Annotated in this window: 26 protein-coding genes and 1 tRNA gene; 11 read left to right on the top strand and 16 right to left on the bottom strand. The window is 59.6% G+C overall.

Going from position 1 to position 24,445, the window contains the following annotated elements; all coding sequences use genetic code 11:
* Nucleotides 1-35: 35 nt before the first annotated feature.
* From V1T76_RS03770 to rpmH, 12 genes are all read right to left on the bottom strand, one after another.
* Complete coding sequence (locus V1T76_RS03770; protein WP_330559265.1) at nt 36-416, bottom strand: hypothetical protein; 381 nt, start codon at nt 414-416, stop codon at nt 36-38.
* Nucleotides 417-546: 130 nt separating this feature from the next.
* Entirely contained in the window at nt 547-1,410 is an 864-nt protein-coding gene (locus V1T76_RS03765; RefSeq protein ID WP_330559264.1) for a LysR substrate-binding domain-containing protein, read from the bottom strand.
* Between the two features lie 63 nt (nt 1,411-1,473).
* Nucleotides 1,474-2,376, bottom strand: a complete 903-nt coding sequence (locus V1T76_RS03760; protein ID WP_330559263.1) for a DUF817 domain-containing protein — start codon at nt 2,374-2,376, stop codon at nt 1,474-1,476.
* Nucleotides 2,377-2,510: 134 nt separating this feature from the next.
* Complete coding sequence (locus tag V1T76_RS03755) at nt 2,511-3,254, bottom strand: pyrimidine 5'-nucleotidase (protein ID WP_330559262.1); 744 nt, start codon at nt 3,252-3,254, stop codon at nt 2,511-2,513.
* Nucleotides 3,251-4,138, bottom strand: a complete 888-nt coding sequence (argB, locus tag V1T76_RS03750; protein WP_006934251.1) for an acetylglutamate kinase — start codon at nt 4,136-4,138, stop codon at nt 3,251-3,253. Before argB ends, V1T76_RS03755 begins: the two co-directional genes overlap by 4 nt.
* Nucleotides 4,139-4,237: 99 nt before the next feature.
* Nucleotides 4,238-4,885, bottom strand: coding sequence for a ribosome biogenesis GTP-binding protein YihA/YsxC (gene yihA / locus V1T76_RS03745; RefSeq protein ID WP_330559261.1), 648 nt, complete (start codon nt 4,883-4,885; stop codon nt 4,238-4,240).
* A 34-nt stretch (nt 4,886-4,919) separates the two neighbouring features.
* Nucleotides 4,920-5,597 carry a CatB-related O-acetyltransferase gene (locus V1T76_RS03740; RefSeq protein ID WP_330559260.1) on the bottom strand — a complete coding sequence of 226 codons (678 nt, stop codon included), beginning with the start codon at nt 5,595-5,597 and terminating at the stop codon, nt 4,920-4,922.
* A gap of 243 nt (nt 5,598-5,840) precedes the next feature.
* Nucleotides 5,841-6,500, bottom strand: a complete 660-nt coding sequence (locus tag V1T76_RS03735; protein ID WP_330559259.1) for a transglycosylase domain-containing protein — start codon at nt 6,498-6,500, stop codon at nt 5,841-5,843.
* Between the two features lie 226 nt (nt 6,501-6,726).
* Nucleotides 6,727-7,734, bottom strand: coding sequence for a hypothetical protein (locus V1T76_RS03730; protein WP_330559258.1), 1,008 nt, complete (start codon nt 7,732-7,734; stop codon nt 6,727-6,729).
* Between the two features lie 461 nt (nt 7,735-8,195).
* On the bottom strand, nt 8,196-10,016 hold the full coding sequence (gene yidC / locus V1T76_RS03725) for a membrane protein insertase YidC (RefSeq protein WP_330559256.1): 1,821 nt from the start codon (nt 10,014-10,016) through the stop codon (nt 8,196-8,198).
* A gap of 6 nt (nt 10,017-10,022) precedes the next feature.
* The gene (rnpA, locus tag V1T76_RS03720) at nt 10,023-10,424 is read right to left on the bottom strand and encodes a ribonuclease P protein component (protein ID WP_006934270.1); all 402 of its coding nucleotides are present in this window, start codon (nt 10,422-10,424) and stop codon (nt 10,023-10,025) included.
* 59 nt (nt 10,425-10,483) lie between these two features.
* Nucleotides 10,484-10,618: a 50S ribosomal protein L34 gene (gene rpmH / locus V1T76_RS03715; RefSeq protein WP_006934271.1), complete on the bottom strand. Its 135-nt coding sequence runs from the start codon at nt 10,616-10,618 to the stop codon at nt 10,484-10,486.
* Between the two features lie 336 nt (nt 10,619-10,954).
* On the opposite strand from rpmH, the gene V1T76_RS03710 reads away from it, so the two are divergent.
* The 6 genes from V1T76_RS03710 to V1T76_RS03685 all read left to right on the top strand — a co-directional run bounded on the left by V1T76_RS03710 (nt 10,955) and on the right by V1T76_RS03685 (nt 16,740).
* Complete coding sequence (locus V1T76_RS03710) at nt 10,955-11,764, top strand: TVP38/TMEM64 family protein (RefSeq protein ID WP_330559254.1); 810 nt, start codon at nt 10,955-10,957, stop codon at nt 11,762-11,764.
* A gap of 37 nt (nt 11,765-11,801) precedes the next feature.
* Nucleotides 11,802-13,232, top strand: a complete 1,431-nt coding sequence (locus V1T76_RS03705; RefSeq protein WP_330559253.1) for a dihydrolipoyl dehydrogenase family protein — start codon at nt 11,802-11,804, stop codon at nt 13,230-13,232.
* 81 nt (nt 13,233-13,313) lie between these two features.
* On the top strand, nt 13,314-14,786 hold the full coding sequence (locus V1T76_RS03700) for a sensor histidine kinase (protein ID WP_330559252.1): 1,473 nt from the start codon (nt 13,314-13,316) through the stop codon (nt 14,784-14,786).
* 214 nt (nt 14,787-15,000) lie between these two features.
* A tRNA-Arg gene (locus V1T76_RS03695) sits at nt 15,001-15,077 on the top strand.
* A 648-nt stretch (nt 15,078-15,725) separates the two neighbouring features.
* Nucleotides 15,726-16,034 (top strand): hypothetical protein, encoded by a 309-nt coding sequence (locus V1T76_RS03690; RefSeq protein ID WP_050789366.1) that lies wholly within the window; start codon nt 15,726-15,728, stop codon nt 16,032-16,034.
* Entirely contained in the window at nt 15,970-16,740 is a 771-nt protein-coding gene (locus tag V1T76_RS03685; protein WP_330559251.1) for a GNAT family N-acetyltransferase, read from the top strand. The genes V1T76_RS03690 and V1T76_RS03685 overlap by 65 nt, the downstream gene beginning before the upstream one ends.
* Nucleotides 16,741-16,810: 70 nt before the next feature.
* Here V1T76_RS03685 and V1T76_RS03680 read toward each other — a convergent pair whose 3' ends face one another.
* Together V1T76_RS03680 and V1T76_RS03675 are read right to left on the bottom strand one after the other, a co-directional pair.
* Nucleotides 16,811-17,059: a hypothetical protein gene (locus tag V1T76_RS03680; protein WP_330559250.1), complete on the bottom strand. Its 249-nt coding sequence runs from the start codon at nt 17,057-17,059 to the stop codon at nt 16,811-16,813.
* A 231-nt stretch (nt 17,060-17,290) separates the two neighbouring features.
* A complete protein-coding gene (locus tag V1T76_RS03675; protein WP_006934282.1) occupies nt 17,291-17,500 on the bottom strand; it encodes a cold-shock protein in 210 nt (69 codons plus the stop codon).
* A 263-nt stretch (nt 17,501-17,763) separates the two neighbouring features.
* On the opposite strand from V1T76_RS03675, the gene V1T76_RS03670 reads away from it, so the two are divergent.
* Nucleotides 17,764-17,937: a hypothetical protein gene (locus V1T76_RS03670; protein WP_330559249.1), complete on the top strand. Its 174-nt coding sequence runs from the start codon at nt 17,764-17,766 to the stop codon at nt 17,935-17,937.
* Here V1T76_RS03670 and V1T76_RS03665 read toward each other — a convergent pair.
* Together V1T76_RS03665 and V1T76_RS03660 are read right to left on the bottom strand one after the other, a co-directional pair.
* Nucleotides 17,927-18,193, bottom strand: a complete 267-nt coding sequence (locus V1T76_RS03665) for a BA14K family protein (RefSeq protein WP_330559248.1) — start codon at nt 18,191-18,193, stop codon at nt 17,927-17,929. The two genes, V1T76_RS03670 and V1T76_RS03665, sit on opposite strands and share 11 nt — an antisense overlap.
* Before the next feature lie 165 nt (nt 18,194-18,358).
* Nucleotides 18,359-19,060 carry a Crp/Fnr family transcriptional regulator gene (locus V1T76_RS03660; RefSeq protein ID WP_330559247.1) on the bottom strand — a complete coding sequence of 234 codons (702 nt, stop codon included), beginning with the start codon at nt 19,058-19,060 and terminating at the stop codon, nt 18,359-18,361.
* A gap of 124 nt (nt 19,061-19,184) precedes the next feature.
* On the opposite strand from V1T76_RS03660, the gene V1T76_RS03655 reads away from it, so the two are divergent.
* From V1T76_RS03655 to V1T76_RS03640, 4 genes are all read left to right on the top strand, one after another.
* Nucleotides 19,185-19,703 (top strand): FecR family protein, encoded by a 519-nt coding sequence (locus V1T76_RS03655; protein WP_330559246.1) that lies wholly within the window; start codon nt 19,185-19,187, stop codon nt 19,701-19,703.
* Nucleotides 19,700-21,601: a CHASE2 domain-containing protein gene (locus V1T76_RS03650; RefSeq protein ID WP_330559245.1), complete on the top strand. Its 1,902-nt coding sequence runs from the start codon at nt 19,700-19,702 to the stop codon at nt 21,599-21,601. The genes V1T76_RS03655 and V1T76_RS03650 overlap by 4 nt, the downstream gene beginning before the upstream one ends.
* 380 nt (nt 21,602-21,981) lie before the next feature.
* Complete coding sequence (locus V1T76_RS03645; protein WP_330559244.1) at nt 21,982-23,334, top strand: aspartate aminotransferase family protein; 1,353 nt, start codon at nt 21,982-21,984, stop codon at nt 23,332-23,334.
* Nucleotides 23,331-24,419 (top strand): anhydro-N-acetylmuramic acid kinase, encoded by a 1,089-nt coding sequence (locus tag V1T76_RS03640; protein WP_330559243.1) that lies wholly within the window; start codon nt 23,331-23,333, stop codon nt 24,417-24,419. The genes V1T76_RS03645 and V1T76_RS03640 overlap by 4 nt, the downstream gene beginning before the upstream one ends.
* Nucleotides 24,420-24,445: the final 26 nt, after the last annotated feature.

Below are 24,445 nucleotides of genomic sequence, written 5' to 3'. Positions count from 1 at the left end.
CCGGGCATCACACCCGGCCGTTGCTGTTTCGTCCCTCACGGATTGAGCACGATCACCTTGGTCTGGCCGCCGTTGCAGGTGTAGCAGCAGCTTGAACAGCGGTTGCGGTTCTTGTAGCCGACGCCCCAGTAAAGATTGCTGCGATTGCGCACCCAGGCGCCGTAGCAAACCCTCTCGCCGCGCTGGCACGAGATGTTGATCGTCTTTGTCGAAAAATCGTCGAGCACGTAGATCTTCTTGTTGCCCGGCCAGACATGTCCGCGCCGGGTGTCGGAATAAAGCTCTACATCGACAATGTTCGGATGTTTGCTTTCAAACCGCCAGTGCAGCGTTTCCGCGGATGCCGGTGCTGTGGCACCAGCAAAATAAACGAAAGAGAACGCCAACAAGACGGCGCTCAAAAGCCCCTTACGCATAATACTTCCCCCAAAGTATCCCCCATGGAGAGCTGCATCAGACCATTCCTTGAATGGAAATCCGGCAGCCCGTGCAAACAATGGGGCCTTTTGGAAGGGGAACGCAAGCGTGCGCTGCCATTTCCGGTCTTCACGCAGTGGTTTGCAGCCAGTCCCGGAACGCGGCGACAGGCCGGGTCAGCGTGCGGGCAGGCGAGCGCACGAACCAGTATCCGGTCTCCAGCTCAACCAGGTTCCAGTCCGGCATGATCAGATGGCCCGCGTCCAGTTCCTGGGAAACGAAGCGCCTGTCGATCACGATCGCGCCCATGCCTGCAATGGCGGCCTGGATGGCGAGATCCCGGCTCTGCAGCACGGTTCCTGATTTCGTGTCCGAGTGGCTCAGCCCGCTCTCCTCCAGCCATCGCGTCCAGTCGCCGCGCCGGGAGGCGCTGTGCAGAAGCCTGAGGCCACTCAGGACGGAGGTATCTGCGGCATCTTTCCCGCGAAGCAGGCCCGGTGCCATCGCCACCGCCAGGTGTTCCTTCCACAAGAGGTGGCTTTCGACACTTGGCCAGTTGCCGGTGCCCAGCCGTATCGCGCAGTCGTAGTTCTCGCGGTCGAGGTCGACCATCCGGGTGGAGGCGGACAACAGCAGCTCCACATCCGGTTGGTTCGCCTGGAACTGAGGCAGCCGCGGGATCAGCCAGCGGGTGGCAAAGGTGGATACTGTGCTGATCCTCAATTCCGTGCGTCCGCGCCGGCGGAAGCTGTCGACCGCTTCTTCTATCCGGTCAAAGGCATCCCCCATGCTCAGCGCCAGCCGCTGGCCCTCTTCGGTGAGGGTAAGACCGCGCCCGTCCCGGTTGACAAGGGTCGCACCCAGCTCGTTTTCCAGCTTGCGCATCAGGTGGGATAAGGCCGACGGCGAAACGCCGAGCTTTTCCGCCGCAAGCGATGCGCGTCCATGACGAGCCAGCAGGGAAAAGGCGTGAAGCGCGCGCAGGGACGCCATGATCGATCTCCGGAAGGTTGAACATACTTCAATAATGAAGCCCGCAGACCCTGTCGAGATGGATCAGGTCTTTTCGGCGGAACTTTCCCGTTTCGGCCTGTTCACGAGCGTGACCAGCACGAAGGAAATGATCATCAGGAGCACCCAGGCATTCAACTTTGCAATGGAGACCAAGGTCCAGGCGTCGGCCTGGTCCGGATACTGCCAGGCGCGGGCGAAGGTGCCGATATTCTCCGCAATCCAGATGAACAGGGCAACCAGGAAGAAGCCGAGCACCAAAGGCATCTTGTGGCGGTAGCGGAACACCGAATAATGAACCCAGGTGCGCCCATAGAGCAGAAAAAGCAGGGCAAACAGACCAAGCCGCAGATCGATGATGAAATGGTGGCTGAAGAAGTTCACATAGATCGCGAGCGCAAACAGCCATGTGGTCCAAAAGGGCGGATAGCCGGTGTAGGCGAAGTGGAATATCCGGGAGACCCGGGCCAGATAGCTGCCGACGGAGGCATACATGAACCCGGTGAACAGGGGCACGCCACCGATGCGGAAGAGGCTTTCCTCAGGATAGACCCAGGACCCGGCGGATGTCTTGAAGATTTCCATGACCGTGCCGACCACGTGAAAGATCAGGATGATCCTGGCTTCGTCCAGCGTTTCCAGACGCGTGGTAAGCATCGCGATCTGAAGACCAACGGCAGCAAGAAACAGGAAATCGTAGCGGGTGAGAGCGACATCATCTGGATAGACGAACCGCGTCAGAAGGATAATCGCGAGCAGCAGGCCGCCGAAGATGCAGGCATAGGCCTGCTTCAGGCCAAAGGCGAGAAACTCCGTCGCAGCCAGGCCGAAGAGGCCGGTTCCCAAGACCGGACGCAGCCCATGCAGAAGGCGGTTGATGAGCCTTTCCGTTCCGGAGCCGGGACGGGCAGGGGATTGGAGCGGTTGGACTAGCCCGGTGGGTAACATGTGACGCCTCTGCTGAAGAAACTGGCCGGTCCGTATCCGGTCCGGCAGGTCTTCTATGCATCGGGCGATGTGCAGGAACTGTGCAGCAGTTTCACAGTTATTGGGAATATGAGGGTTTGCTGTGCGGTTGAGCGTTAGCCGATGGCGCCGAGCACGGCCTTCAGGAACCCTGTCAGCTCATCGGTGACGAAATCCACATGCGGATAGGGTTCGCCTTCCATGTCCCAGGTCTCTTCGAACACCTCGCGTGTGCCGGTCGGCAGGATCAGCGTCGTGCACATGCCGAGGGCGTGCGGCACAGTCAGGTTCTTGGCCAGATCCTCGAACATGGCGGCGCGCGCCGGGGCGACGCCCGTATGTGTCAGAAACCGTTCGTAGGTGACCTTGTTGGGCTTGGGCACCAGATCCGCCGAGACGATGTCGAAGATGTCCTCGAAGTGATCCGCGATGCCAAGCGCGGCTGCCGTGCGTTCCGCATGCGGGCGGTCGCCGTTGGTGAAGATGAATTTCCGCCCCGGCAGGGCCTCGATCGCGGCGGCAAGCTCCGGATCGGGTTTCAGGGTCGAATAATCGATATCGTGGACGAAACGCAGGTAGTCGTCCGGGTCGATATCGTGATTGCTCATCAGGCCGCGCAGGGTCGTGCCGAACTCGTGATAGAGTTCCTTCTGATGCGCCATCGCCTCGTCGGGCGGCAGGTTCAGGGTCTTCTGCACATAGCGCGAGATCTGTTCGTTGATCTGCGGGAACAGATCGCTCTCGTGCGGATAAAGCGTATTGTCCAGATCGAAGACCCAGGCCTCAACGCCTTTGAAGATCCTCAGATCGCGGCGATGAGCCTGCGGGCCCTCATGGGGCAGGGGGCGTTTTCCGGTCACGGGCGGATCAACGTCCCTGCGCCACCGTCGGTGAAGAGTTCCAGCAGCACCGCATGCGGCACCTTGCCGTTCAGGATGACCACGCCTTCGACACCACGCTCCAGCGCCTCGATGCAGGTTTCGACCTTCGGGATCATACCGCCGGAAATGGTACCGTCGGCAATCAGCTCATGCGCCTTGGCAACCGTGAGCTGTTTGATCAGGTTACCTTCCTTGTCCAGAACGCCGGGCACGTCCGTCAGGAACAAGAGCCGTTTGGCGTTAAGAGATCCCGCAATGGCACCGGCGGCGGTGTCGGCGTTGATGTTGTAGGTTTCGCCGTCTTCGCCAGGCGCGACGGGGGCGACAACCGGTATGATGTCTTCCTTCAGCACCAGCTTCAGAACCGTCGGGTCGACCTTGTCCGGTTCGCCGACGAAGCCGAGATCGAGAACGCTTTCGATGTTGCTGTCCGGGTCGACCACAGTACGGGTCAGCTTGCGGGCGGTCACAAGGTTGCCGTCCTTGCCGCACAGGCCAACCGCACGGCCGCCTTCGGCATTGATCAACTGGACGATTTCCTTGTTGATCGACCCGGCAAGAACCATCTCGACCACTTCCACCGTCGCCCTGTCGGTGACGCGCAGGCCGCCCTTGAACTCGCTGACGATGTTCAGCCGCTGCAGCATCTTGCCGATCTGCGGCCCGCCGCCATGCACCACCACCGGATTGACACCGGACTGGCGCAGCAGCGTGATGTCGCGCGCGAAGGCCTGGCCGAGTTCCGGATCGCCCATGGCATGGCCGCCGTATTTCACGACAACCGTCTTGTTGTCGTAGCGCTGCATGTAGGGCAGGGCATGGGCAATGATGTTGGCGCGTGTGGCGGTGTCAGGCGTGGTCATGGAACTGAAATACTCACCGTGGCTGGAAAAAAAGTCTCGCGAAAGCCCCCTGCTATAGCCGGTTTGAAGTGGCTTCACAATCGGCGCAGGAGAGACGGGTCATTGGGTGGCCAGAAGAAACAGCTCCGCCCGCAGTTCGTCGACGCCGCGGTTCTTTTCAGAAGATGTGGCCAGGATTTCCGGATGGGCGGCCACACGCTTGCGCAGGATCGCCTGGGTTTCCTCGATCAGGCGAACGAGCTGCGGCGGCTTGATCTTGTCGGCCTTGGTCAGGACGACCTGATAGACGACGGCTGCCTTGTCGAGCAGATCCATCGCTTCCAGATCGTTCTTCTTGATGCCGTGGCGGCTGTCGATCAGAAGGATCACCCGGCGCAGGTTCGGCCGTCCGCGCAGATAGGAAAACACCAGCTGGGTCCAGGCTTCCACCAGTTCCTTGGGCGCCTGAGCATAACCGTAACCGGGCATGTCGACGATTGTCAGCGGCGTCTCGGGCGCTATGAAGAAGTTCAGCATTTGCGTCCGGCCCGGCGTTGCCGAAGTGCGAGCCAGATCCTTGCGCCCTGTCAGCGAGTTGATCAGGCTGGACTTGCCGACATTCGACCGGCCTGCAAAGGCGATCTCCGCGCCGGCTGCCTCGGGCAGATTGGCCATGTCGGTGACGCTGGTCAGAAAGTCCCACGGCCGGCAGAACATCAGCCGGCCGGCTTCAAGGTCTTCATCGGAATATTTTTGGTCTTCGCTCATAAGCGCCTTCTACCCTGCCTGAAAGCAACCGTCACTAGTTTTGGCGTGCCGTATCGCGCTCAACGCTCAACTCTGTTGCGACAGACTCAAGCGCATCGATATCCGCACCGCGGATTGCATCGAGGTTCCGGGAAATCGTTTCGACGGGCCAATTCCACCAGGCGATTTCAAGCAGCCGTTCGATGGTCGCTTCATCGAACCGGAGTTTCACGACCCGTCCAGGATTTCCGACCACCACCGCATAGGGCGGCACGTCGGACGCAACGACCGCATGCGCACCGATGATAGCCCCCGAACAGATGGTGACGCCGGGCATGACCGTTGCATTGGTTCCGAACCAGACATCATGCCCGACAATCGTATCACCCTTCAGGTGATCGAAAATGGTCGCCGGATCGAAGCCCTGTTCCCAGCCATTGTGAAAGATGTTGAACGGGTAGGTCGAAAACCCGGTCATCGCGTGGTTGGCGCCGCTCATGATGAAGGTTGTTCCCTGCGCGAGTGCGCAGAACTTTCCGATCTTCAGCCGGTCCCCGAGAAAGTCGAAATGATAGCGCACGTTGCGGTTCTCGAACTCCGCTGCATGTCGTTCATCATTGTAATAGGTGAAGTCGCCGATCTCGATCGTCGGTCGGGTAACGAGGTTCTTTAGAAAAACCGTGTGCGGTTCGCCGTTGAACGGATGGATCGTATCGGGAGAAGGGCCGTGCATGGAGCCTCCTTGAAAGCAAGAAAACAAGGGAAGAGGAAAACGCGTGTCGGACGCGGTTGACCTGCCGGAGAGCGGCTTCGCCTTGCGGAACAGGTCTTGCTTTACTGGATCATTGGTCCAGGCACTCCAATATGGGATCGATTGAATGACGCGAGATCTTCGCGCCAAGGTGAGGGATAAAACACGAGGTTCCGGCACTGGTCAAGGTGGAACCCATTTCGTCTTCCCTCATGTGGCCACGCCCTAGTCCTTCCGGCAGCCTTCCAGCCAGACATCGCCATTGCCCAGCGGGTTGCAACTGCCGGCAACCATGCGTTCGATACGGGCAACACGGTCTTCAAGTTTCGGATCGTCCTCTCCAAGACGATACGTGGAAGGGGCGATGAGCACCGCGACAAGGGAGAGGAATTCCTTGTCGGAAAGGTCTGCCGGAGGTTTGCCGTAGATGGTATTGCTGGCCTTGAAGAACCCTGTCATCCAGCCGTCAGGCCCGGGACCCATTTCCAGGGTGTCGAGCCAAAGCGCCAGTATCTGATCCTTGGAAAGCTCATGTTCCAGCCCGATCGCGTATCCGGTCTGCCGGATCTTCGCGATGCCGGGTTTGAAGGTTTCGAAACCGACGCGTTTGGCAAGCGACTGGGTAATCGTCGTGAGGCCACCACCGGCGCTGGAAACATCGACGCCGGAATGTTCCACGAAGCCTGGGTCCTCCACCAGGAGCAGTTTCGCCAGTTGCTTTGGCCCGAGATCGACCCCGCTACGGCCGCCTGCGATGAGGTTGTCAGCCCTGGCCGACAGGCGTGGGGCATCTGATCGTGCATCGTGATAGCCGATAAATCCGTAAATCAGGGCAGCAGCGGTGAGAAGCAGGACGAGGGCGGAAAGGACTTTGAGAACGCGCAAGGGACACCTCCGGAAATATGGTTCGGACCGTGTCGGGAAAAACAGGCACTGTCATGATGGAAACAAGGCCTGAAGACGGCACTTTCCTGCGTTTCTCACGTAGGGGGCTGCGGGTTGTCTGGTAGGCGACAACTCCAAAAGACCCGCTTGAGTGGAGGTCTTCGGGGTGATCGAGAGCCGCGTCGAAAGCGGACTAGACAGGTGGTGCCGGTTTCTGGAGTTGCGTTCAGGTGGGAATGCGAACCCGCGCGTCGACACGCCTTTCGCCATAAGTCCTGTCCTGCGGCATTTGGACTGCTCTCGAGTCGTTGAACAGGAATTCAGAGATTTTCGACATCAACCTGATGCGTGTCTGTACATTGCCTTCGTGAAATCCGATATCGTTGAGCCCTTTCACATAAGCCTGGAACGTCGGGTCCGGGGCGTTGTCCTTCGGCGGCTTGAAATACAGCTCACCTTTTCCGAACACAGGCTGATAGCCGAAAAACGCCAGGCCAAGCAGTTCGCGCGCCAGCACACGCGGGTTCTGGAATGATGCTTTCCTGTTTGTTCGTCTGTCCGTGTACTGTCCGAACGTCCAGAACATGCCGGCGTTCCGGTTCATGAACTCCTTCCAGTGGTTTTTTTGATAGTCCACGGTTCCCTTTACAAGGTTCTCTGCAGCTCTCCGGTCGGTCACATGCGGCAGCACCTGCTGCAGTTTCTGAACCTCGTCGTCCAGCACATCCTCCCCGCACTGGCGAAACAGGCCGGACTCAGCAGTTTCCAGCGTCAGACTGAAGGTCTTGTGGGCAGTGATCGCACCGATGATGAGTGCATCGTTGAGAAGGGGTGTCCACTTCTTTTCACTCAGGATGGCGCCTCCGGTGACGGGCACGGGAGGGACGATATTTTTGTGTGCTTCAGTTTGCGCAAGTTTTTTTTCCTCGTTGCGGGCTCTTTGTTCCAACTGGACATACTTCTTGGTTACGTCTTCCTGGATACCGCTGGCAGCCGTCACACCGAAGTTTGTGATCAGGTTTTTGCACATCCGGATACCGGTACCGCCAAGCAAGGTATATGGCATTCGGTTATTTGCGGCAGCCTTGTACAGATTGTAAGCAGCTTGGCAAAACTGGTCCATTTTTTCCGGATCCTGCCAGTTGGTCCAGCTTTGAACCCACGCGTTGTCGTCCCAGTAACGCTGCCAGTGAGGCTCAACCGCTGCTTTGAAGGCTTTGTAGTCTGCGTACATGTTCACGTTCTCCACGATGTGGCCGTGCTTGCGGCCGCACAAAAGGGTTCAGGCGCACGCTTTGCTGTGTGCCGGTTTCTGTTTCAGGTGTTGGCTGGCTTGCTTGTGCCACCGGATATTGAGCAGGCGTTTTCGGCTGCGAGCACCCGGCCGCGTAAGCTGTTGCGTTTCTGACAGACAATTTGATGGGAGAGCGGCCAAATGGCGAGTGACGCCCGTCACTGTGCTCGCAAGGGCCTTCAAATGGTCAGCGCTGGATCTTGTCGTGAAATGGCGAATTCTTGCCGGTCATTTCCAAACCGAACATTCATTCGACAGGCGGGCGGGGCCAAGTCGGCAACGTCCTGCCGACGGAAGCCAGGGGGCATCATCAAAACATAAGAAGATTCGATGACCGGCCTCTCAATGTATAAGCCCCGCCGGATGGCGGGGCTTAATGTTTTCAGGCAACTGCAGAGGGACTAGCTCTTGTCGTCGGGAGCTGATTTCTTGCGCTTGAAGAGCGCTCCCAGATTGTCCCAGAGCTCCACCTTGGCTCCCTGACGGCGCATGATCACATATTGCTGCGTCACGGACAGGGTGTTGTTCCATGCCCAGTAGATCACCAGACCGGCCGGGAAAGAGGCCAGCATGAAGGTGAAGATCACGGGCATCCAGGTGAAGATCATCTGCTGGGTCGGATCGGGTGGTGCCGGGTTCATCTTCATCTGGATGAACATGGTGATACCCATGATCAGCGGCCAGACGCCCAGCATTAGCATCTGCGGCGGATCCCAGGGGATCAGGCCGAACAGATTGAAGAGGGTGGTCGGGTCCGGAGCCGAGAGATCCTGGATCCAGCCGAAAAACGGTGCATGCCGCATTTCAATGGTGACGTAGAGCACCTTGTAGAGCGAGAAGAACACCGGGATCTGCACAACGATCGGCAGACAGCCCGCAAGCGGATTGATCTTCTCTTTCTTGTAGAGCTCCATCAGCGCCTGTTGCTGCTTCTGCCGGTCGTCGGAATATTTCTCCCGAATTTCCGTCATCTGCGGCTGCACGAGCTTCATCTTGCTCATGGAGACGTAGGACTTGTTGGCCAGCGGGAAGAAGATCAGCTTGACGATAACGGTGACGACCAGAATGGCGACGCCGAAATTGCCGAACAGGTGGAAGAAATAGTCGATGGCAAAGAACATCGGCTTGGTCAGGAAGTAGAACCAGCCCCAGTCGATCAAAAGTTCGAACCGCTCGATGCTCAGCGCTTCTTCATATCCGTCGAGAAGTTTGGTTTCCTTGGCTCCGGCAAATAGATACGAACTGGTTTCACCGGTCGAACCGCCTGCGACGGTCACACCGTTGCCGAGATAGTCTGCCTGGAAGACGTCGGTGGTGGCCGAATGGCTGAAGCCCGGCTGAAATTCCTGACCGGGGGTCGGGATCAGCGTTGCGGCCCAATACTTGTCGGTAATGCCAAGCCAGCCCTGGTCGACCTTGGCCGGCCGGATCGAGCTCTCTTCCACCAGATCGTCGTAATCGACTTCCTTCAGGCCTTCTTCGCCGAACACGCCAAGCAGACCTTCATGGAGAATGTAGATGCCCTTGGTTTCCGGCATGCCCTTGCGGGCAATCAGGCCGTAGGGATAAAGCGTCACCGCGTCGCTGCCGGTGTTCTCAACCGACTGATTGACGGTGAACATGTAGTTGTCGTCAACGGAGAATGTGCGTTTGAAGACGAGACCGGCGCCATTGTCCCAGGACAGCGTCAGAGGCGTCGACGGGGTCAGTGTCGCCTCGCCGTCAACGGACCAGACCGTATCGGGGCCGGGCAGGGCAAGGTTCGTGCCCGGGTCACCCACCCAGCCGTAATCCGCATAGTACGGCTTGGGGCTGCCGGACGGGGAGAACAGCACGATGGTCGGGCTGCTCTTGTCGACGGTTTCGTGATAGTCCTTCAGCCGGATGTCGTCGAGACGGCCGCCCTTCAGATTGACGGAACCTTCCAGACTGGGCGTTTCGATGGTCACGCGCTGGGAAGCGGCAAGGGCGGCCTCCCGGTTGGCGAAGGCCGCCTGCTGTCCAGCCACCGGCGCGGCGGTGTTTGCGCCCTGCGTTCCGGTTGGTTGCGGCTGGCTTGGGTTCGCGCTGTCGGTTGCCGTCTGTTGTGCGGCTTCCTGCTGCGCCTGAAGTTCGGCCTGCTGGCGTTCCAACTGAGGCGCGGCAACGAAGTATTGCCAGCCGAGCAGAACAATCAGGGACAGAACGATTGCGAGAATCGTATTGCGGTTTTCAGAAATCAACTGGATTTACCCCTGTTTCCTGCGCTGTGTCGATTGGGCTTGCGAGCCCTGCCGGCGCGGCTTTCCCCGTCCGCGCGGCGTTTGCGGATCCAGCACCTGGCTGAGGCCAGACTTAAGGTCTGCAACGATTTTTTCAAAGGGAAGAGTGAGTGCACTGTCGCGGGCGACAAGCACGAAATCCGCTCTTTGCGGGATATCTTCAGGCACGAGTTCGGCCACGGCGGCTCGAAGCCGCCGCTTTATGCGGCTGCGCACGACCGAATTGCCGGTTTTCTTGGTAACCGTGTAGCCTACCCGCGACGCGTCGTCGCTGTCGCGTTTCAAGCCCTGAACGACAAAAGCGCGCCGGCCCAGCCGGCCGCCTTTGGCGACCGCCAGGAATTCGGAGCGCTTTTTCAAAGTGTCCATAGCGGCGGATTGGTGTTGGCAGTGGCCGCCAACCCGGCGCACTGCGGGCTGGTCGCCGATTAGGCGCTGAGGCTCTTGCGACCCTTTGCACGGCGGCGAGCAAGCACCTGACGGCCATTCTTGGTGGCCATACGTGCGCGGAAGCCGTGGCGACGCTTGCGGACAAGACGGCTCGGTTGATACGTACGCTTCATTGTTCTTCCCCGCGCGACTAAGAGCGCGGCCCTTGTTCATTTTATAAATTCTTTGGTGGAAGCACTCGAAGCGCCATGAAGAGCGCGGCTTATACAGCCTTGGGTCCGAATGCATGTCCCGGTCGAGCGCGCTTATACGGGCCATGCCGCCCCAAGTCAACTTTGCAGGCCTAAGATTCTGCGTTTTCCTTTCGATCACGCACAGGTGAAGCGCAAAGCGGCAAGCGTCACTTATCGGTGAAGCACAGTTCTTTTTACCCAGTTTAAGGTACATCTGCCTATCAGATCAGAAAAGCGGGACGCCCCTGCGACAAAAACGAGCTGATGGAAACGTGGATGCTGGGTGAAGAGGCCAACAGGATGACGCCGCCTAAGGATACGGGGCAGACTGGCGGAAAGACGCAGGTGCGCACAGGGGCCGACAGGCTCAAGACGTGGCTTCCGCTGGCGGTTCTCGCGGTGTTGATGGTGATCGGCTTCGCCCTTGGTCTGCACAAGCAGCTTACCTTGTCCAACCTCATCATGCAGCGGCAGGAACTTGCCGGCTATGTCGACCAGAACCTGGCGCTCGCCGTTCTGGTCTATCTGGCCGCCTACACGCTGGCCGTTGCCCTGTCGTTTCCCGGCGCATCGTTGCTGACAATCGCGGGTGGCTTTCTTTTCGGCTGGATACTTGGCGGATTCGCAACGGTCCTGGGCGCAACCATTGGCGCATGTGCTGTCTTTCTGGTCGCACGATCCTCCCTCGGTGAAGTGCTCACCCAGCGTGCCGGCCCCTTTCTGGCCCGTCTGGCCGAAGGGTTCCGCAAGGATGCGTTCCACTATCTTCTGTTCCTGCGGCTGACGCCCGTGTTCCCTTTCTGGCTGGTCAACATCGCACCCGCCATATTTGCAATGCCCTTGCCGTCTTACACACTCGCCACGTTCATCGGCATCATTCCGGGCACCTTTGCCTTCACCTTCATCGGTTCCGGCCTCGACAGTGTCATTGCTGCGCAGGAAGCTGCCAATCCCGGCTGCGCTGCCTCCGGCACCTGTCAGGTCGATGTGGCTGCGCTGGTTACGCCACAATTGCTGGCGGCGTTCTTTGCGCTGGGGGTTGCCAGCCTCATTCCGGTGATCTTGAAAAAACTCCGCAACCGTTAAACCTGCCGCCATTCGCCTTAAAACCCTGGAGCCTGCCATGGCCGATATACTGACCCCGGATATTTGCGTGATCGGCGCTGGATCGGCGGGCCTCTCCGTTGCCGCTGCTGCGGCAGCCTTCGGTGTCGACGTGGTGTTGATTGAAAGGGGGCTGATGGGCGGCGACTGCCTCAATTACGGCTGCGTGCCGTCCAAGGCACTGCTGGCAGCCGCCAAAGCCGCGCATGCGCAGCAATCCGAACAGCGCTTCGGTGTGCATGGCGGGCGGCGGGAGGTCGATTTCGCCAGTGCGAACGATCACGTTCGCAAGGTCATCGCCGCCATCGCGCCGCATGATTCCCAGGAACGCTTCGAGGGTCTTGGCGTCACCGTTCTGCGCGAGGCGGCAAGGTTCACAAGCCCTGACGAGGTGCTGGCCGGGGCAGTCCGGATCAAGGCACGGCGTTTCGTCGTCGCAACCGGCTCTTCGGCCTTCATTCCGCCCATCCCCGGTCTGGAAGACGTTCCTTTTCTGACCAACGAGACGCTGTTTCAGCTGCGCGAGCGGCCGGACCATCTGGCGATCATCGGCGGCGGGCCGATCGGCCTTGAAATGGCACAGGCCCATCGGCGCCTCGGGTCCAGGGTGACCGTCTTCGAAGCGCAGAAGGCTCTCGGCAAGGATGATCCGGACCTGGCGGCCGTCGTGCTGGACACTTTGCGTGCCGAGGGCATCCGGATTCTGGAGCAAACGGCCGTCGAGCAGGTGAGCCGATCTGGCACGGGCCTTGTGATCGGCGCAAAGGACGCCGACGGAAAGCCGGTTACGATCGAGGCCTCCCATCTTCTGGTCGCGACAGGCCGCGCGCCCAACGTCGAAGGGCTAGGGCTCGATGAAGCCGGGATCGACCATGACCGAAAGGGCATTGCGGTCGACAAGGGACTGCGCACGAGCAACCGGCGTGTCTATGCCATCGGCGATATTGCCGGCGGGCTGCAGTTCACCCATGTCGCCGGCTACCAGGCCGGGCTCGTGATTCGCTCCCTCCTGTTCCGCCTGCCGGTTTCCATGAACGACGACATCGTTCCCTGGGTGACCTACACCTCACCGGAACTCGGTCATGTCGGCCTGTCCGAATCTGAGGCCAGGGCGCGCTACGGCAGCAGGGTCAAGGTTCTGACGGCGGACTATGACGGCAATGACAGAGCCCAGGCCGAAGGCCTCACCAGGGGGCGCCTGAAACTGATCGCGGGACCGCGCGGCAGGCTGCTTGGCGCGGATATTGTCGGCGCCCAGGCAGGGGAGGTTATCAATCTCCTGTCGCTCGCCCTGTCGCAGAAGATGACCATGAAAGATCTTGCCGGATTCATCGCCCCCTATCCCACATTGGGAGAACTGGTGCGCCGTGCGGCAATTTCTTACTATGCGGAAGCGCCCAAAAATGCTTGGCTGCGCTCAGCGATCGGTTTCCTGCGCCTGTTCGGGTAACCGTCGGCACAGCCGGCTTGAGAGGAGCCGTGGTGCCATCGCTTTGCGGGGCCGGGGCCTTGGAATTTGGAAAGACGTGACATGAAACATGAGGGTGCACCGCAAGGGTCGGTTGTCCCGCAGGAGCTCGACGCCACGCCCGTGTCACGCGGCGAGAGCTTCGGGCAATACCGGTTCGGCGGCCTGTCGGGCAAGCTTCTGTTGATGACTGTGCTCTTCGTCATGCTGGCGGAAGTCCTCATCTATGTGCCCTCGATTGCCAATTACAGAAACACCTGGCTCATGGATCGGCTGACCACCGCCGGTGTGGCAGCTTCCGTGCTGGCCGAAACCAACACCATCGCGCCGCGGCTTCAGGAAGAGCTGCTGCGCGCGACCGGTGCCCTTGCCATTTCGCTCGACGAAGGCGCGCGCCGCAGCCTCATTGCCATGAGCAACGTGCCGTCAGAGATGGATTTCGTCGTCGATATGGCCGAGGTCACCCCATGGTCGGCGATCCGGCACAGTTTCGAGATCCTCACCTATCGGGGCGACGGCGCCATGCGGATCATCGGCGTCGGTCAGATGGGCCACACCGAGCATGTGGACGTTGTCCTGCCGGTGCGCCTGCTGCAGAAGGACATGCTTGCATTCTCGGGCCGCATCCTTGGCTTGTCGCTGGTGATTTCGATCATCACCGCCAGTCTTGTCTACATCACCCTTCGCGCATTGTTCATCCGGCCGCTGCGCCGCCTGACGTGCTCCATGGAACGCTTTGCCGAAAGCCCGGAAGACGCGTCTCGCATCATGCCGATCTCCGGCCGCCGGGACGAACTGGGTGACGCGGAAATACGCCTTGCAGGCATGGAGGAGGCTCTGTCCAGAGCACTTCACCAAAAGCAGAGGCTCGCTGACCTTGGCCTGGCCGTTTCGAAGATCAACCACGACCTGCGCAACCTGCTGGCCTCTGCACAACTGTTTCTGGAGCGCCTGGAGCATGTGCCGGATCCGACCGTCAAACGCCTCGCGCCCAAGATCCTGGCAACGCTCGACCGGGCAGTGGGCTATACCCAGGCGGTGATGTCCTACGGCAAGGCCCAGGAACGGGCGCCGCAACGCCGGTTGCTGGCGCTGCGGCGGGTCGGTGACGACGTCGCGGATGTTCTGGGGCTGGTGGACCATGCGACCGTGCGCTTCGATAACAAGGTGCCGGCGGACATCGAGATCGACGCTGATCCGGAACAGATCTTCCGTGTCCTGCTCAACCTTGTCCGCAACGCGTTCCAGGCGCTGGAGGCGGAAAAGGACGAAACCCTCGTGCGCCGGATCACCGTCGAGGCAGAGCGTGAGGGCACATGCGTTCGTGTCCGGGTCTCGGACACCGGGCCGGGCATTCCGGACAACATCCGCAAGGCGCTGTTCAGGGCCTTTCACAGCGGCTCGAAGAACGGCGGCATCGGTCTGGGGCTGGCGATTGTCGCCGAACTGCTCAAGGCCCATGGCGGATCGGTGAGACTGGAAGACAATCAGACCGGCACTTGTTTCTGTTTCGAGGTTCCCGACCGCAAGCCGTAAGTGAGGGGGCGAACTTATTCACCGCTAAGACTTGCGGAATTTTGCGGCTTTCGGAACTGTGTGACAGTTCCTTGAAAAAAAGTTCAAAAAGGTTCTTGCAATCCCCTCCGGACCGCAGTAGGTAAGCGCCCTGTCCGGGGCACACAAGACGCCCCGCAGCGCCAAGACCGGTCATCGTCAGGGTCAACCGAGATGACAAGTTCTTCGCAAATACGCACCGGTAGCTCAGCTGGATAGAGCACCAGACTACGAATCTGGGGGTCGGGGGTTCGAATCCTCCCCGGTGCGCCATTCCCACAAAAATCTGTATTTGACCTGCTTGCACTTAAGTGCACTGCGCTCAAGCTTTGTCTGCCTGCGCCTTCTCTCTCCAACAGATCATGTCTGATTTTTCGTCTTCGCATCAGTTGCGTTCGTCCGCCGGGGCTTCGTTGCCATCCGGTGACGGAAACAGCTTGCTGTGAACCGTTCATGCCTTGCAAGGCAAAGTCGACGACCGAAAGCATGCCAATCCGGCTTCTTCAAAAAGAATTCATTGAAATAAAAATCAGAAAAATATTTTGCTGTTTGATTATTACCGTGAATTGTGTATCCTGTCTGAAAGATAAGTAAGCGCATAAAAAATAAAAATTCACCCATTCGCTTATTTTTTCATGAAAATACAAAGTTCATAAGTGCAATTTGCAACGTTGGTGTGCGTGCTTTGGGCTGCGACGTTCCAAAACATTTGTGGCCGCAAGAAACGGTCCTCGCACATTTTAAGGCGCTGATATCTGCTGCTTGCCGTCGCGCATGAGGCTTCATCGGATCAAATCAGTTTGCAGAAGCATTGGCCCGCTCTCCGGTTGAGCAGCCGGTCAGACGTATCAGACGATACCGTTGCTTCACATGGCGGATCTCCGCCGACGAATTCTTCAAAACAAAGGATACCTGATTATCATGACCAGAAAGACGGTCACTAACACCAGCACAGACAACGCTTCAGGCGGCTCTCCGGACCACAGTTTCCGGATAGGGCAGGCTGTGCGTCTGAAAAATGTATTCGGCGGCAAGAGTACGTCAGGTCTGACGTACCGCGTGACAGGCAGATTGCCCGCCCGCGATGGCCTGCCGCAATATCGCATTCAGTCCGATGGGGAAGCGTATGAGCGCATGACCACGCAGGACCAGCTTGAGGCAGTCAGTGCAGCCGCGCCCGGTTCCAACTCGGCTCTTCTTGAAAAAACATTCGGTTCAAGCCGCCGCTAGGGCAAATCGCGTTAATCGCGACACGCTCCAGGGCGAGAAACCGGTTCCGCCTGAGCACGAGAAGATGTATTCCTCGCCTGTCATTTTTGCGATGGAGCAGGAACCCGACGTGCTGGAACTGGTTGAGTTTGATTGCAAGACCGGCCAGTCAGTCGGCTTTCCCAGATGGCACCTGCGATCCTTTCTCGCGACTTGCTGGCGGGAAACCTATGTCGAAGAGTTGGGTGCCGACACAACCTCCGCGTTGATCGCGACCCTTGAGGACGATGGTCTGGGCGGCATTCTGCCTTCAGTTGACGAGCGGGTGGTTCTTGCGTTTCGCGGGAAGCAGATCGTTGGAAGCTGCCTCTACGCGGCTCGCGATTCTGTTGCCTATGTCTGGGGCTGTTACATCAGCCAGGCAGTGCAGAGATCGGGGATCGGACGCAGATTGATCCGGCACATTCTGTGTTCGGGTTTAAGCGCAGAGCGTCTTCAGGTCACCGTACTGTGCGCCTGCAAGAGCGCGATCGCTTTTTATGGATCTCTGGGATTTGCAGTTGTGAAGCAGGTGGACTTCGAGCTCTTGCCCGGCTGCAATGAACCTGCGCTGATCATGGAACGCGCGACGGTCTTAGAGCAGTCCATGGATACGGACCTGGGCTTGAACCTGGGGTCTGGGGGCCAAGCCGCGAAGGCGGATACCGATAGAGACCGCCCTTCCTGAGCGCCCGTTTTTCACCTTGCCGGCAATGCCGGCTTGGGTGTCTGGTGAAGGAAGAGGGAGCCTGCGCCTGTCAGGCCTTGGGGGCGCTGCGCTTACGTGGCTTCGCCTTGGCCGCTTTGCCCTTGGCTGTATCGGTTGCCGTGGTTTCCTGGGCCTGGTTTGCCAGTCTTGCTGCTTTCAGCCGGGCCGTCTTGGCATCGCGTGCCGATGCTTCTGCCTCATTGATTTCGCGTGCAATGCGCCGGGTCGTTTCCGCTTTGCTTTCCGCGGTTTCCCGCCGCGTGCGAAGCGGGTTTTCTTTTTCCTGGGACGAAGTCATCTGCGAATCTCCAACCGGTCAATGGTGGTCTAGAGCATGTCGCGTTTTTTCATGATCGCTTTTTGCTGACTGAAATCGGAGATTTCAACCCAAGAAGCGATGCAGGATTTTTCCGGTTAAACGCGATTTGCTTGAAATGCAAAAAGGCCGGGAGTTACCCCGGCCTTTTCTATTCATCCTGCCATCCGGTGCCAGTACATCCGTGGTCACCGGACAGAGTTGGATGCGGAATTAGACTTCCTGAAGGTTGTCAGCAGCGGACTTGCCGGAGCGGCGGTCCTGGACAACTTCGAAGCTTACCTTCTGGCCTTCGACCAGGCTGCGCATGCCAGCGCGCTCAACAGCGGAGATGTGCACGAATACGTCAGACGCGCCATCTTCCGGCTGAATGAAGCCGAAGCCTTTGGTGGTGTTGAAGAATTTTACGGTACCTACAGGCATAACGATTTCCTTACAATCGGTCATGGTAGTTTGCGCGCCTCACTTTGTGCGGGGCGGCGCGGTTAGGTCGACGTTGATGGGAAGATCGTTCAGAACGCGGTAAACCGCGCAGTCACAAAGTTCGACAAACAATATCGATTGCCTATACCTAAGTTGAAACCGTGTTCAAAACAAGGCGTATTTGCTGTTTCCGTAAAAAGAATCTCAGGCCGTCCATCTCGGTAACATTCATTCGTTTTGACCCTGCTTCAGGACCGATTTGGTTGGAAGAACAAGCTTTTGCCGGCGAGCGCCTGTGCGAACTGGTCTCCGGCAGCACGGCATTGGATCCGGGCGGGCAGGGGAGCATTCCGGCGAGGCAGGCCTGGCAGACACGTTTCGTGCTGTGCCTGCCTCACCCGGAAATGCGTCCTGTCCTGTTCTCCGTCAGCGGCTGATGAAAGGCGAGGAACACTGCAGACGGGCACCCTGACCCGACAGGAACGTGTTGTCGGACGCACGATAGGAATTGTAGTGGCCCAGGCACCAGTCGATGTGACGCGTCACGGCCGCATCACGCGCGCCGAAAGCCCACGGATGTTGATAGTCGCGGCCATGATTTTTGCCATGGCCTCCGGCAAAGGCTGCCGGAGCGAAGGTTGTGGTTGCCAGAGCTGCAGCAGCAACGGCGGTAAAGAGGGTTTTCTTGAACATTGGGGGCTTCCTTTGCCTGGTGATGGCGAAGCGGTGTTCGCCGGTACCCCCTACGTAGGAGAGATCGTTCGCTGGAACCTGTGACAGGAGACACAGCCCTCGCAGGGCCTGTCTGACGAGGAGGCAGGAAACGAGGCTTGAGGTGTGGCAGCGTCCTGGAAAGGCTCAGACGAAGTCGGCGACATCCTCCAGACCATCCCGATCGAGAATGATCAGCCAACCGTCCTTCAGGTCGATCAGGTTCGCTTTCTGGAACTTGCGCAGGCACCGATTCACGGTTTCGCGCGTATTGCCAATCATTTCGGCAATCTCCGATTGGGAAAGCGACAGTTTGGTCAACGGCTTCGCTTCGCTGCCGGGCGCCGTGACCGTGATGCGAAGCAACAGGCGGGCAAGGCGTTCAGGCAGGCCGAGAAAACCGATTTCCATCATCCTCTCGTCCGACCTGCGCACCCGTTTGCAAAGCAATTCGATCAGGCGGATGGAAAGGGCCGGGTCACGATTGAGAACCTCAAGAAGCGACCGCCGTTCGAGCACGACGAGCTTGCAGTTGGTCAGAGCCCTGACGTTCGCAGAGCGTTCGCCGCCATCGAGCAGGGCGATTTCACCAAAAATATCTCCCGGATGCAGTTCCGACAAAGTGACATCGCGGGCGCTGGGTGTCGGCATGGTGATACGCACCGAGCCTTCCGCAATCGCCATCATGCTCTGCCCCGGCGTGCCCATTTCAAAGATGGCGTCACCGGCGGTGTAGCGCTTGACATGGGCGAAAGCGGCCAGATCCTTTCGGCTCTGCTCGTCCAGGGCTTCAAAAATAAAGCTCTGTCCAAGGAGCTTTTCTTTGTTCAAACTCTCGTCGGCGGCCATGGTCTCTCTTTCTTGCATGATAAGCGCAACAACAGAACGTTGGTTACAACGGTTGCCATGTCATACCAAGGTGATATTTGACAATGAAGCCCTACCCGAACCTGACAAACCTATCGGAAATGCAATGTCAAAAAGACGACTGAAACTGGCCTTAACCCTGGTCGGGTTGATGTTCGCAGCATCGGCCACGGCCATGGCGCAAGATGTGACCGGCTGCGAGCGGACGCAAGTCCAGGACCCGCCAAGGATCGTCTTTCAGTGCGAGAACGGTCTCGTGATCGAAGCCGAAGCCGCATCTGCCTTCAACATCGACACCATCGTCGGTGCAGCGCGCCCGGCAGAGGTCGATCTTGATGCCGACGCGATGCTGATTGAGGTCGAACCCGGTAGCGGTCCCTTCCAGGTGCGCACACCCCACGCCATCGCTGCAGTGCGCGGCACGATCTATGCAGTTGACGTCGGAGCGGAACGGACCTCCGTCTTCGTTGTGCGCGGTCATGTTTCGGTGTCCCGACCAGACGGCTCAGATACGGTGTTGCTGGCCGCCGGCGAAGGTGCGGACGTTGCCCCAGGGCTGCCTTTTGCTCCAGTCACCTGGTCGGCGGAAAGGGCTGCTGGGCTGCTGGCCCGTTTCGGTCAATGAAGCTGAAGCTCTATGCCTGTCTTGTGGCCCTGCTGATGCTGGCAGGCGCCATCTGGGCGGGCGGGCTGGCGCAGAGCCATATCGGCGGACAGGCAAGCGTGCTGGACCGCCTGGAAACGGTGCTGCTGGATCTTCGCATCCTGATAAAGGGGCCGCGTGAAGCGCCGCAGGACGTGGTCATCGTGGCCATTGACGACAAGACCGTCACGGCTGTGGGGCAATATCCGGTCGGCAGAAATTTTCTGACAGCGCTTGTTGAGGGGATACGGGACGCCGGTGCGAAAGCTCTGGCCGTCGACATCCTGCTGATTGGCAAATCGGATGAGGCTGCCGACGCCGGTCTGGCAAGGGCGCTTGCTTCGCTGCCCACGGTTATCGCGGCCGGGGGTCAGTTTCCGCTTGAACAAGCCGCCGAGGTTCTGGTGCCCGCCCCAGAAACCGAACTGCGACCCTATGAGGCCTTTTCTGAAGCTGCCAGCGTGGGGCTTGTCAATGTCGCGACAGATGCCGGTGGCACACCGCGTCATATTCCTCTCATTTTCAAGACAGGACAGGGCCTTGCCCCGTCATTCGGCATGCAGGCTGTCGGCAAGTTCCTGGGGGCGCCGCCGTCGGTCACGGCCGAAGGCATCCGGATCGGCGGGCGGGTGCAGCCTCTGGATCTGCACTGGCAGCAGTCGCTCAACTATTACGGCAAGGGCGGCACGATCAGAACCATCAGCGCACAATTGCTTCTCGAAGACCCTGCTGCCGCCAAGGTCGCCCTTGAAGGGCATCTGGTGCTGCTCGGCGTGACGGCGTCGGCTGTTGGAGACCGCTTTTCCACGCCGTTCGACCCGATCCTGCCCGGTGTGGAGGTGCTGTCCACGGGGATAGCCAACCTGCTGGACGGTTCGGTGCTGCTGCGCGACAGCCAGGTCCGCCTCTGCGATGCAATTGCCGCCGTCTCCCTCACGCTGCTTGGCATGGCCCTCATCGTGTTTCTGCCGCTGGCCAGCGCAACCATAGTCTATCTGCTGCTTCTTCTGGGCTGGCTGACGGCCACGGTCATCGCGTTCAACCAGGGCATCTGGCTGAATGCAGCCTTACCGTTTGCGGCAAGCGTGCCGCCGGTCGTCGCCCTGGCTGTGCTGCGCGAAGGCTTCGATTGGTTTCGGGTGCGCCGCCTCATGGCCGCCCGTGAGGCCCTCAGCCGGTTTCAGGCCCCCGATCTTGCCCGGCGCATTGCCGATGATCCCGGTTTTCTGCAAGTCCCGCGAGAGCAGCCCGTCGCGATCCTGTTTATTGACCTGGCCGGATACACCACGCTTTCGGAAAAACTGGGCCCTGCGCGCACCCGCGATGTCTTGAAGGCCTTTCATACGCTGGTGGTCAACGAGGCGGCTCGCAACAGGGGGCTGGTTCTGGATTTCATGGGCGACGGCGCCATGATCGGTTTCGGCATTCCGGATGCCGCCCCCCGGGACGCGGAGGACGCCTGCCGCTGTGCGTTCGATCTTGTTGGCGCGGTGCACGACTGGATCAAGACATCCGGCCTGAATGCCGATATTCGCGAGGTACGTCTCGGCGGCCATTACGGTCCGGTGGTGCTGTCGCGGCTTGGCCATGAAAATCAGCAGCAGATCGCCGCGACCGGCGATTGCGTCAACGTCGCCAGCAGGCTGATGGAGGTCGGCAAGTCACGCGGCGCCTCGATCGTCCTTTCCACGGCCCTGACCACGGCAGCCAAGACCGCAACGCGCCAGACAGCAACAGGCGACACACTCCGAGAGGTGCTGGCAAGGCCGCCGCGTCTGGAGGCGGTTGCCATCAGGGGCCGCGTGCAGGAACTGGAGGTAGCGCTCTGGACGGCGAACGAAGCGGTGCGGGAGCACAGCGGGATTTCCGCGACAGACTGAATGATTGTTGCGCAATCAATCACCTGGAATAGGCGTACGGGCGGAAGCTTTCTGCTCCCGCCCGACGTGCGTACCGGCCACCTGCTTGTGGGGAGCTTCGACCGGTTATGCGTCCGTTTCAGCGGACCGCCGGTCAATAGCTCGGCAACGTCCTGCAGCCATGTGACGGCCCTCACACACAAAGAAGCGTTCTGCCGCTTGTCGGATGCCTTGACGATGGAGACAGGCACCCGCCGTTTCGCGTTCCGTCAGCAGGGAAATTCCTCAAAGCAATCTCTTCAATTTTGTCAGGCTATGGCCTACCGTGTGCCGCACCGCGCAGGAGCTTTCGAGTCGCCTGCGGCCCGATCTTTCCAACCGCATTTGAGACGAGACCCTCCATGGCACAGCTGCCGAATTCCCTTGAAGCCCGCGATACCGCATTTCAGCTCCATTCCTACGCCGACGCCCGTCGTCAGGAAGAAACGGGCGCACTGGTGATCGACAAGGGCGATGGCATTTATGTCGAGGATATCAACGGCAAGCGTTACATCGAAGGCATGGCCGGTCTGTGGAGCGTTGCCGTCGGCTTTGGGGAAAAGCGCCTGGTGGAGGCCGCTGTCCGGCAGATGGAGAAGCTGCCCTACTACCACACCTTCACCTACAAGACCCACGGACCCTCCATCGAACTTGCGGAAAAGCTGGTCGAGATGGCGCCCGTGCCGATGTCGAAGGCCTATTTCACCAACTCCGGATCGGAAGCCAACGACACGGCAATCAAGCTGATCTGGTACCGGTCGAACGCCCTTGGTCAGCCGGAACGCAAGAAGATCATCTCGCGCATGCGCGGCTACCATGGCGTGACTATCGCTTCCGCCAGTCTCACGGGCCTGCCCAACAACCACCGCTCGTTCGACCTGCCGCTGCCGCAGATCCTGCACACCACCTCTCCGCATTACCGCACCATGAAAAAGGATGGTGAAAGCGAGGCGGATTTCGCAAAGCGATGTGCACAGGACCTCGAAGACCTGATTCTGTCGGAAGGCCCGGAAACGATCGCGGCCTTTTTTGCCGAGCCGGTGATGGGCGCAGGCGGTGTTGTCGTGCCGCCGGACGGATACTGGGAAGCTGTTCAGCCGGTCCTGAAGAAATATGACATTTTGTTCGTCGCCGATGAGGTCATCTGCGGGTTCGGCCGGACCGGCAATATGTTCGGCACGCAAACCTACAACCTCCAGCCGGACATGATGACGCTCTCCAAAGCGTTGTCGTCGTCCTACCAGCCGATTTCCGCGCTGCTGATCAACGACAAGGTCTATCAGCCGATTGCGGACGAAAGCCACAAGATCGGCGTGCTCGGCCACGGCTACACTGGCAGCGGGCACCCGGTTGCCGCTGCCGTTGCGCTGGAGAACCTGAAGATCATCGAGGAGCGCGATCTGGTCGGCCACGTCAAAGCCATTGCGCCAACCTTCCAGAAGCGTCTTGCCGGTCTAGCGGAAAACCCGCTGGTGATCGAAACCCGCGGGATCGGGTTGATCGGTGCGGCGGAACTCACGCATGAAGCGCTCGCGGCAACGCCCGGAGCGCTGGGGGCAAAGACCAACGCAATGTTCCACGAAAAGGGACTGATTTCGCGCAACATGCTGGATGCCATGGCGTTCTGTCCGCCGCTGATCATCACAGAGGCACAGGTGAACGAGATGTTCGACATCGCTGAAGCCGGTCTGAAGGCAGTTCAGGACAGCATGTGAGCGGCACCTACTCCATACTGGGTACCATCTCCGGCACGTCCGCCGACGGCATCGATCTGGCCTGGATCGAGACCGACGGCCGGACGGTCGACCGCTTCGGTCCGGCGGAAACAGTCAGCTATCGGCCCGATACCAGGCGCCGCGTGCTGGATGCGGCTGCGCGCAAGGGATCCGGGCGGGAGACCTGGCCGGAGATTGCCGCAGCCGTTACCCGCGATCATGCCGAGGCGATCCTGGCCTTTCTGGCACAGCATGGCCTGTCGCCCGACGCTGTGGTGTTTCACGGTCAGACCGTGTGGCATGACCCGGCAAAGGGTGAAACGGTGCAACTGGGTGATCCGCAGTCGCTGGCAACGGATCTCAACGTGCCGGTGATCGGCGATGTGCGTCTGGCCGATATGGCCGCTGGAGGGCAGGGGGCACCGCTTGTGCCCGTCTATCACCAGGCGCTCGCCAAGACGTTGGTCGGCGAACGCCTGGAACCGCTTTGTTTCCTGAATATCGGCGGTGTTTCCAACCTCACCTATATCGAGGGCGACAAGCTGCTCGCCTTCGACATTGGCCCGGGCAACGCGTTTCTGGATGACTGGATCCACAAACATGGTGCTGGTGACTATGACGCAGGCGGCGAGATTTCGGCCAGGGGAACGGTCGATGAAGATCGGCTGCGCACGGCATTGACCCATCCGTTCCTGTCCGAACCGGGCCCGAAGTCTCTCGACCGCTACAGCTTCTCCGGTGCGTTTGCCGAAGGCCTCACCCTTGAGGACGGTGCAGCAACGCTGCTTGCCTTCACCGCAGAAGCGATTGCAGCATCGGAACAGCTCTTGCCGCAGGCACCGAAGCTCTGGCTGGTCTGCGGTGGCGGCCGGCACAATCCGGTTCTGATGAAGGCCCTGTCGGAACGCCTGAAGGGACGGGTCGTTTCAGCAGACGAATACCGCATTGACGGAGACGCTCTGGAAGCCCAGGCAATGGCGTTTCTGGGCGCGCGTCTGAAAGCCTCTCTGCCGACCACCTTTCCGGGAACGACCGGCGTCAGTCAGCCTGTCGTCGGCGGCAAACTCTATCAGCCCGGCAAATGAACAGTCGCGAAGGCTCGTACACAAGG

Source organism: Roseibium sp. FZY0029, from assembly GCF_036350355.1.
Taxonomy (GTDB): domain Bacteria; phylum Pseudomonadota; class Alphaproteobacteria; order Rhizobiales; family Stappiaceae; genus Roseibium.
Note: the sequence above shows the minus strand (reverse complement) of the source record. Positions and strands in the feature narration are given on the sequence as shown.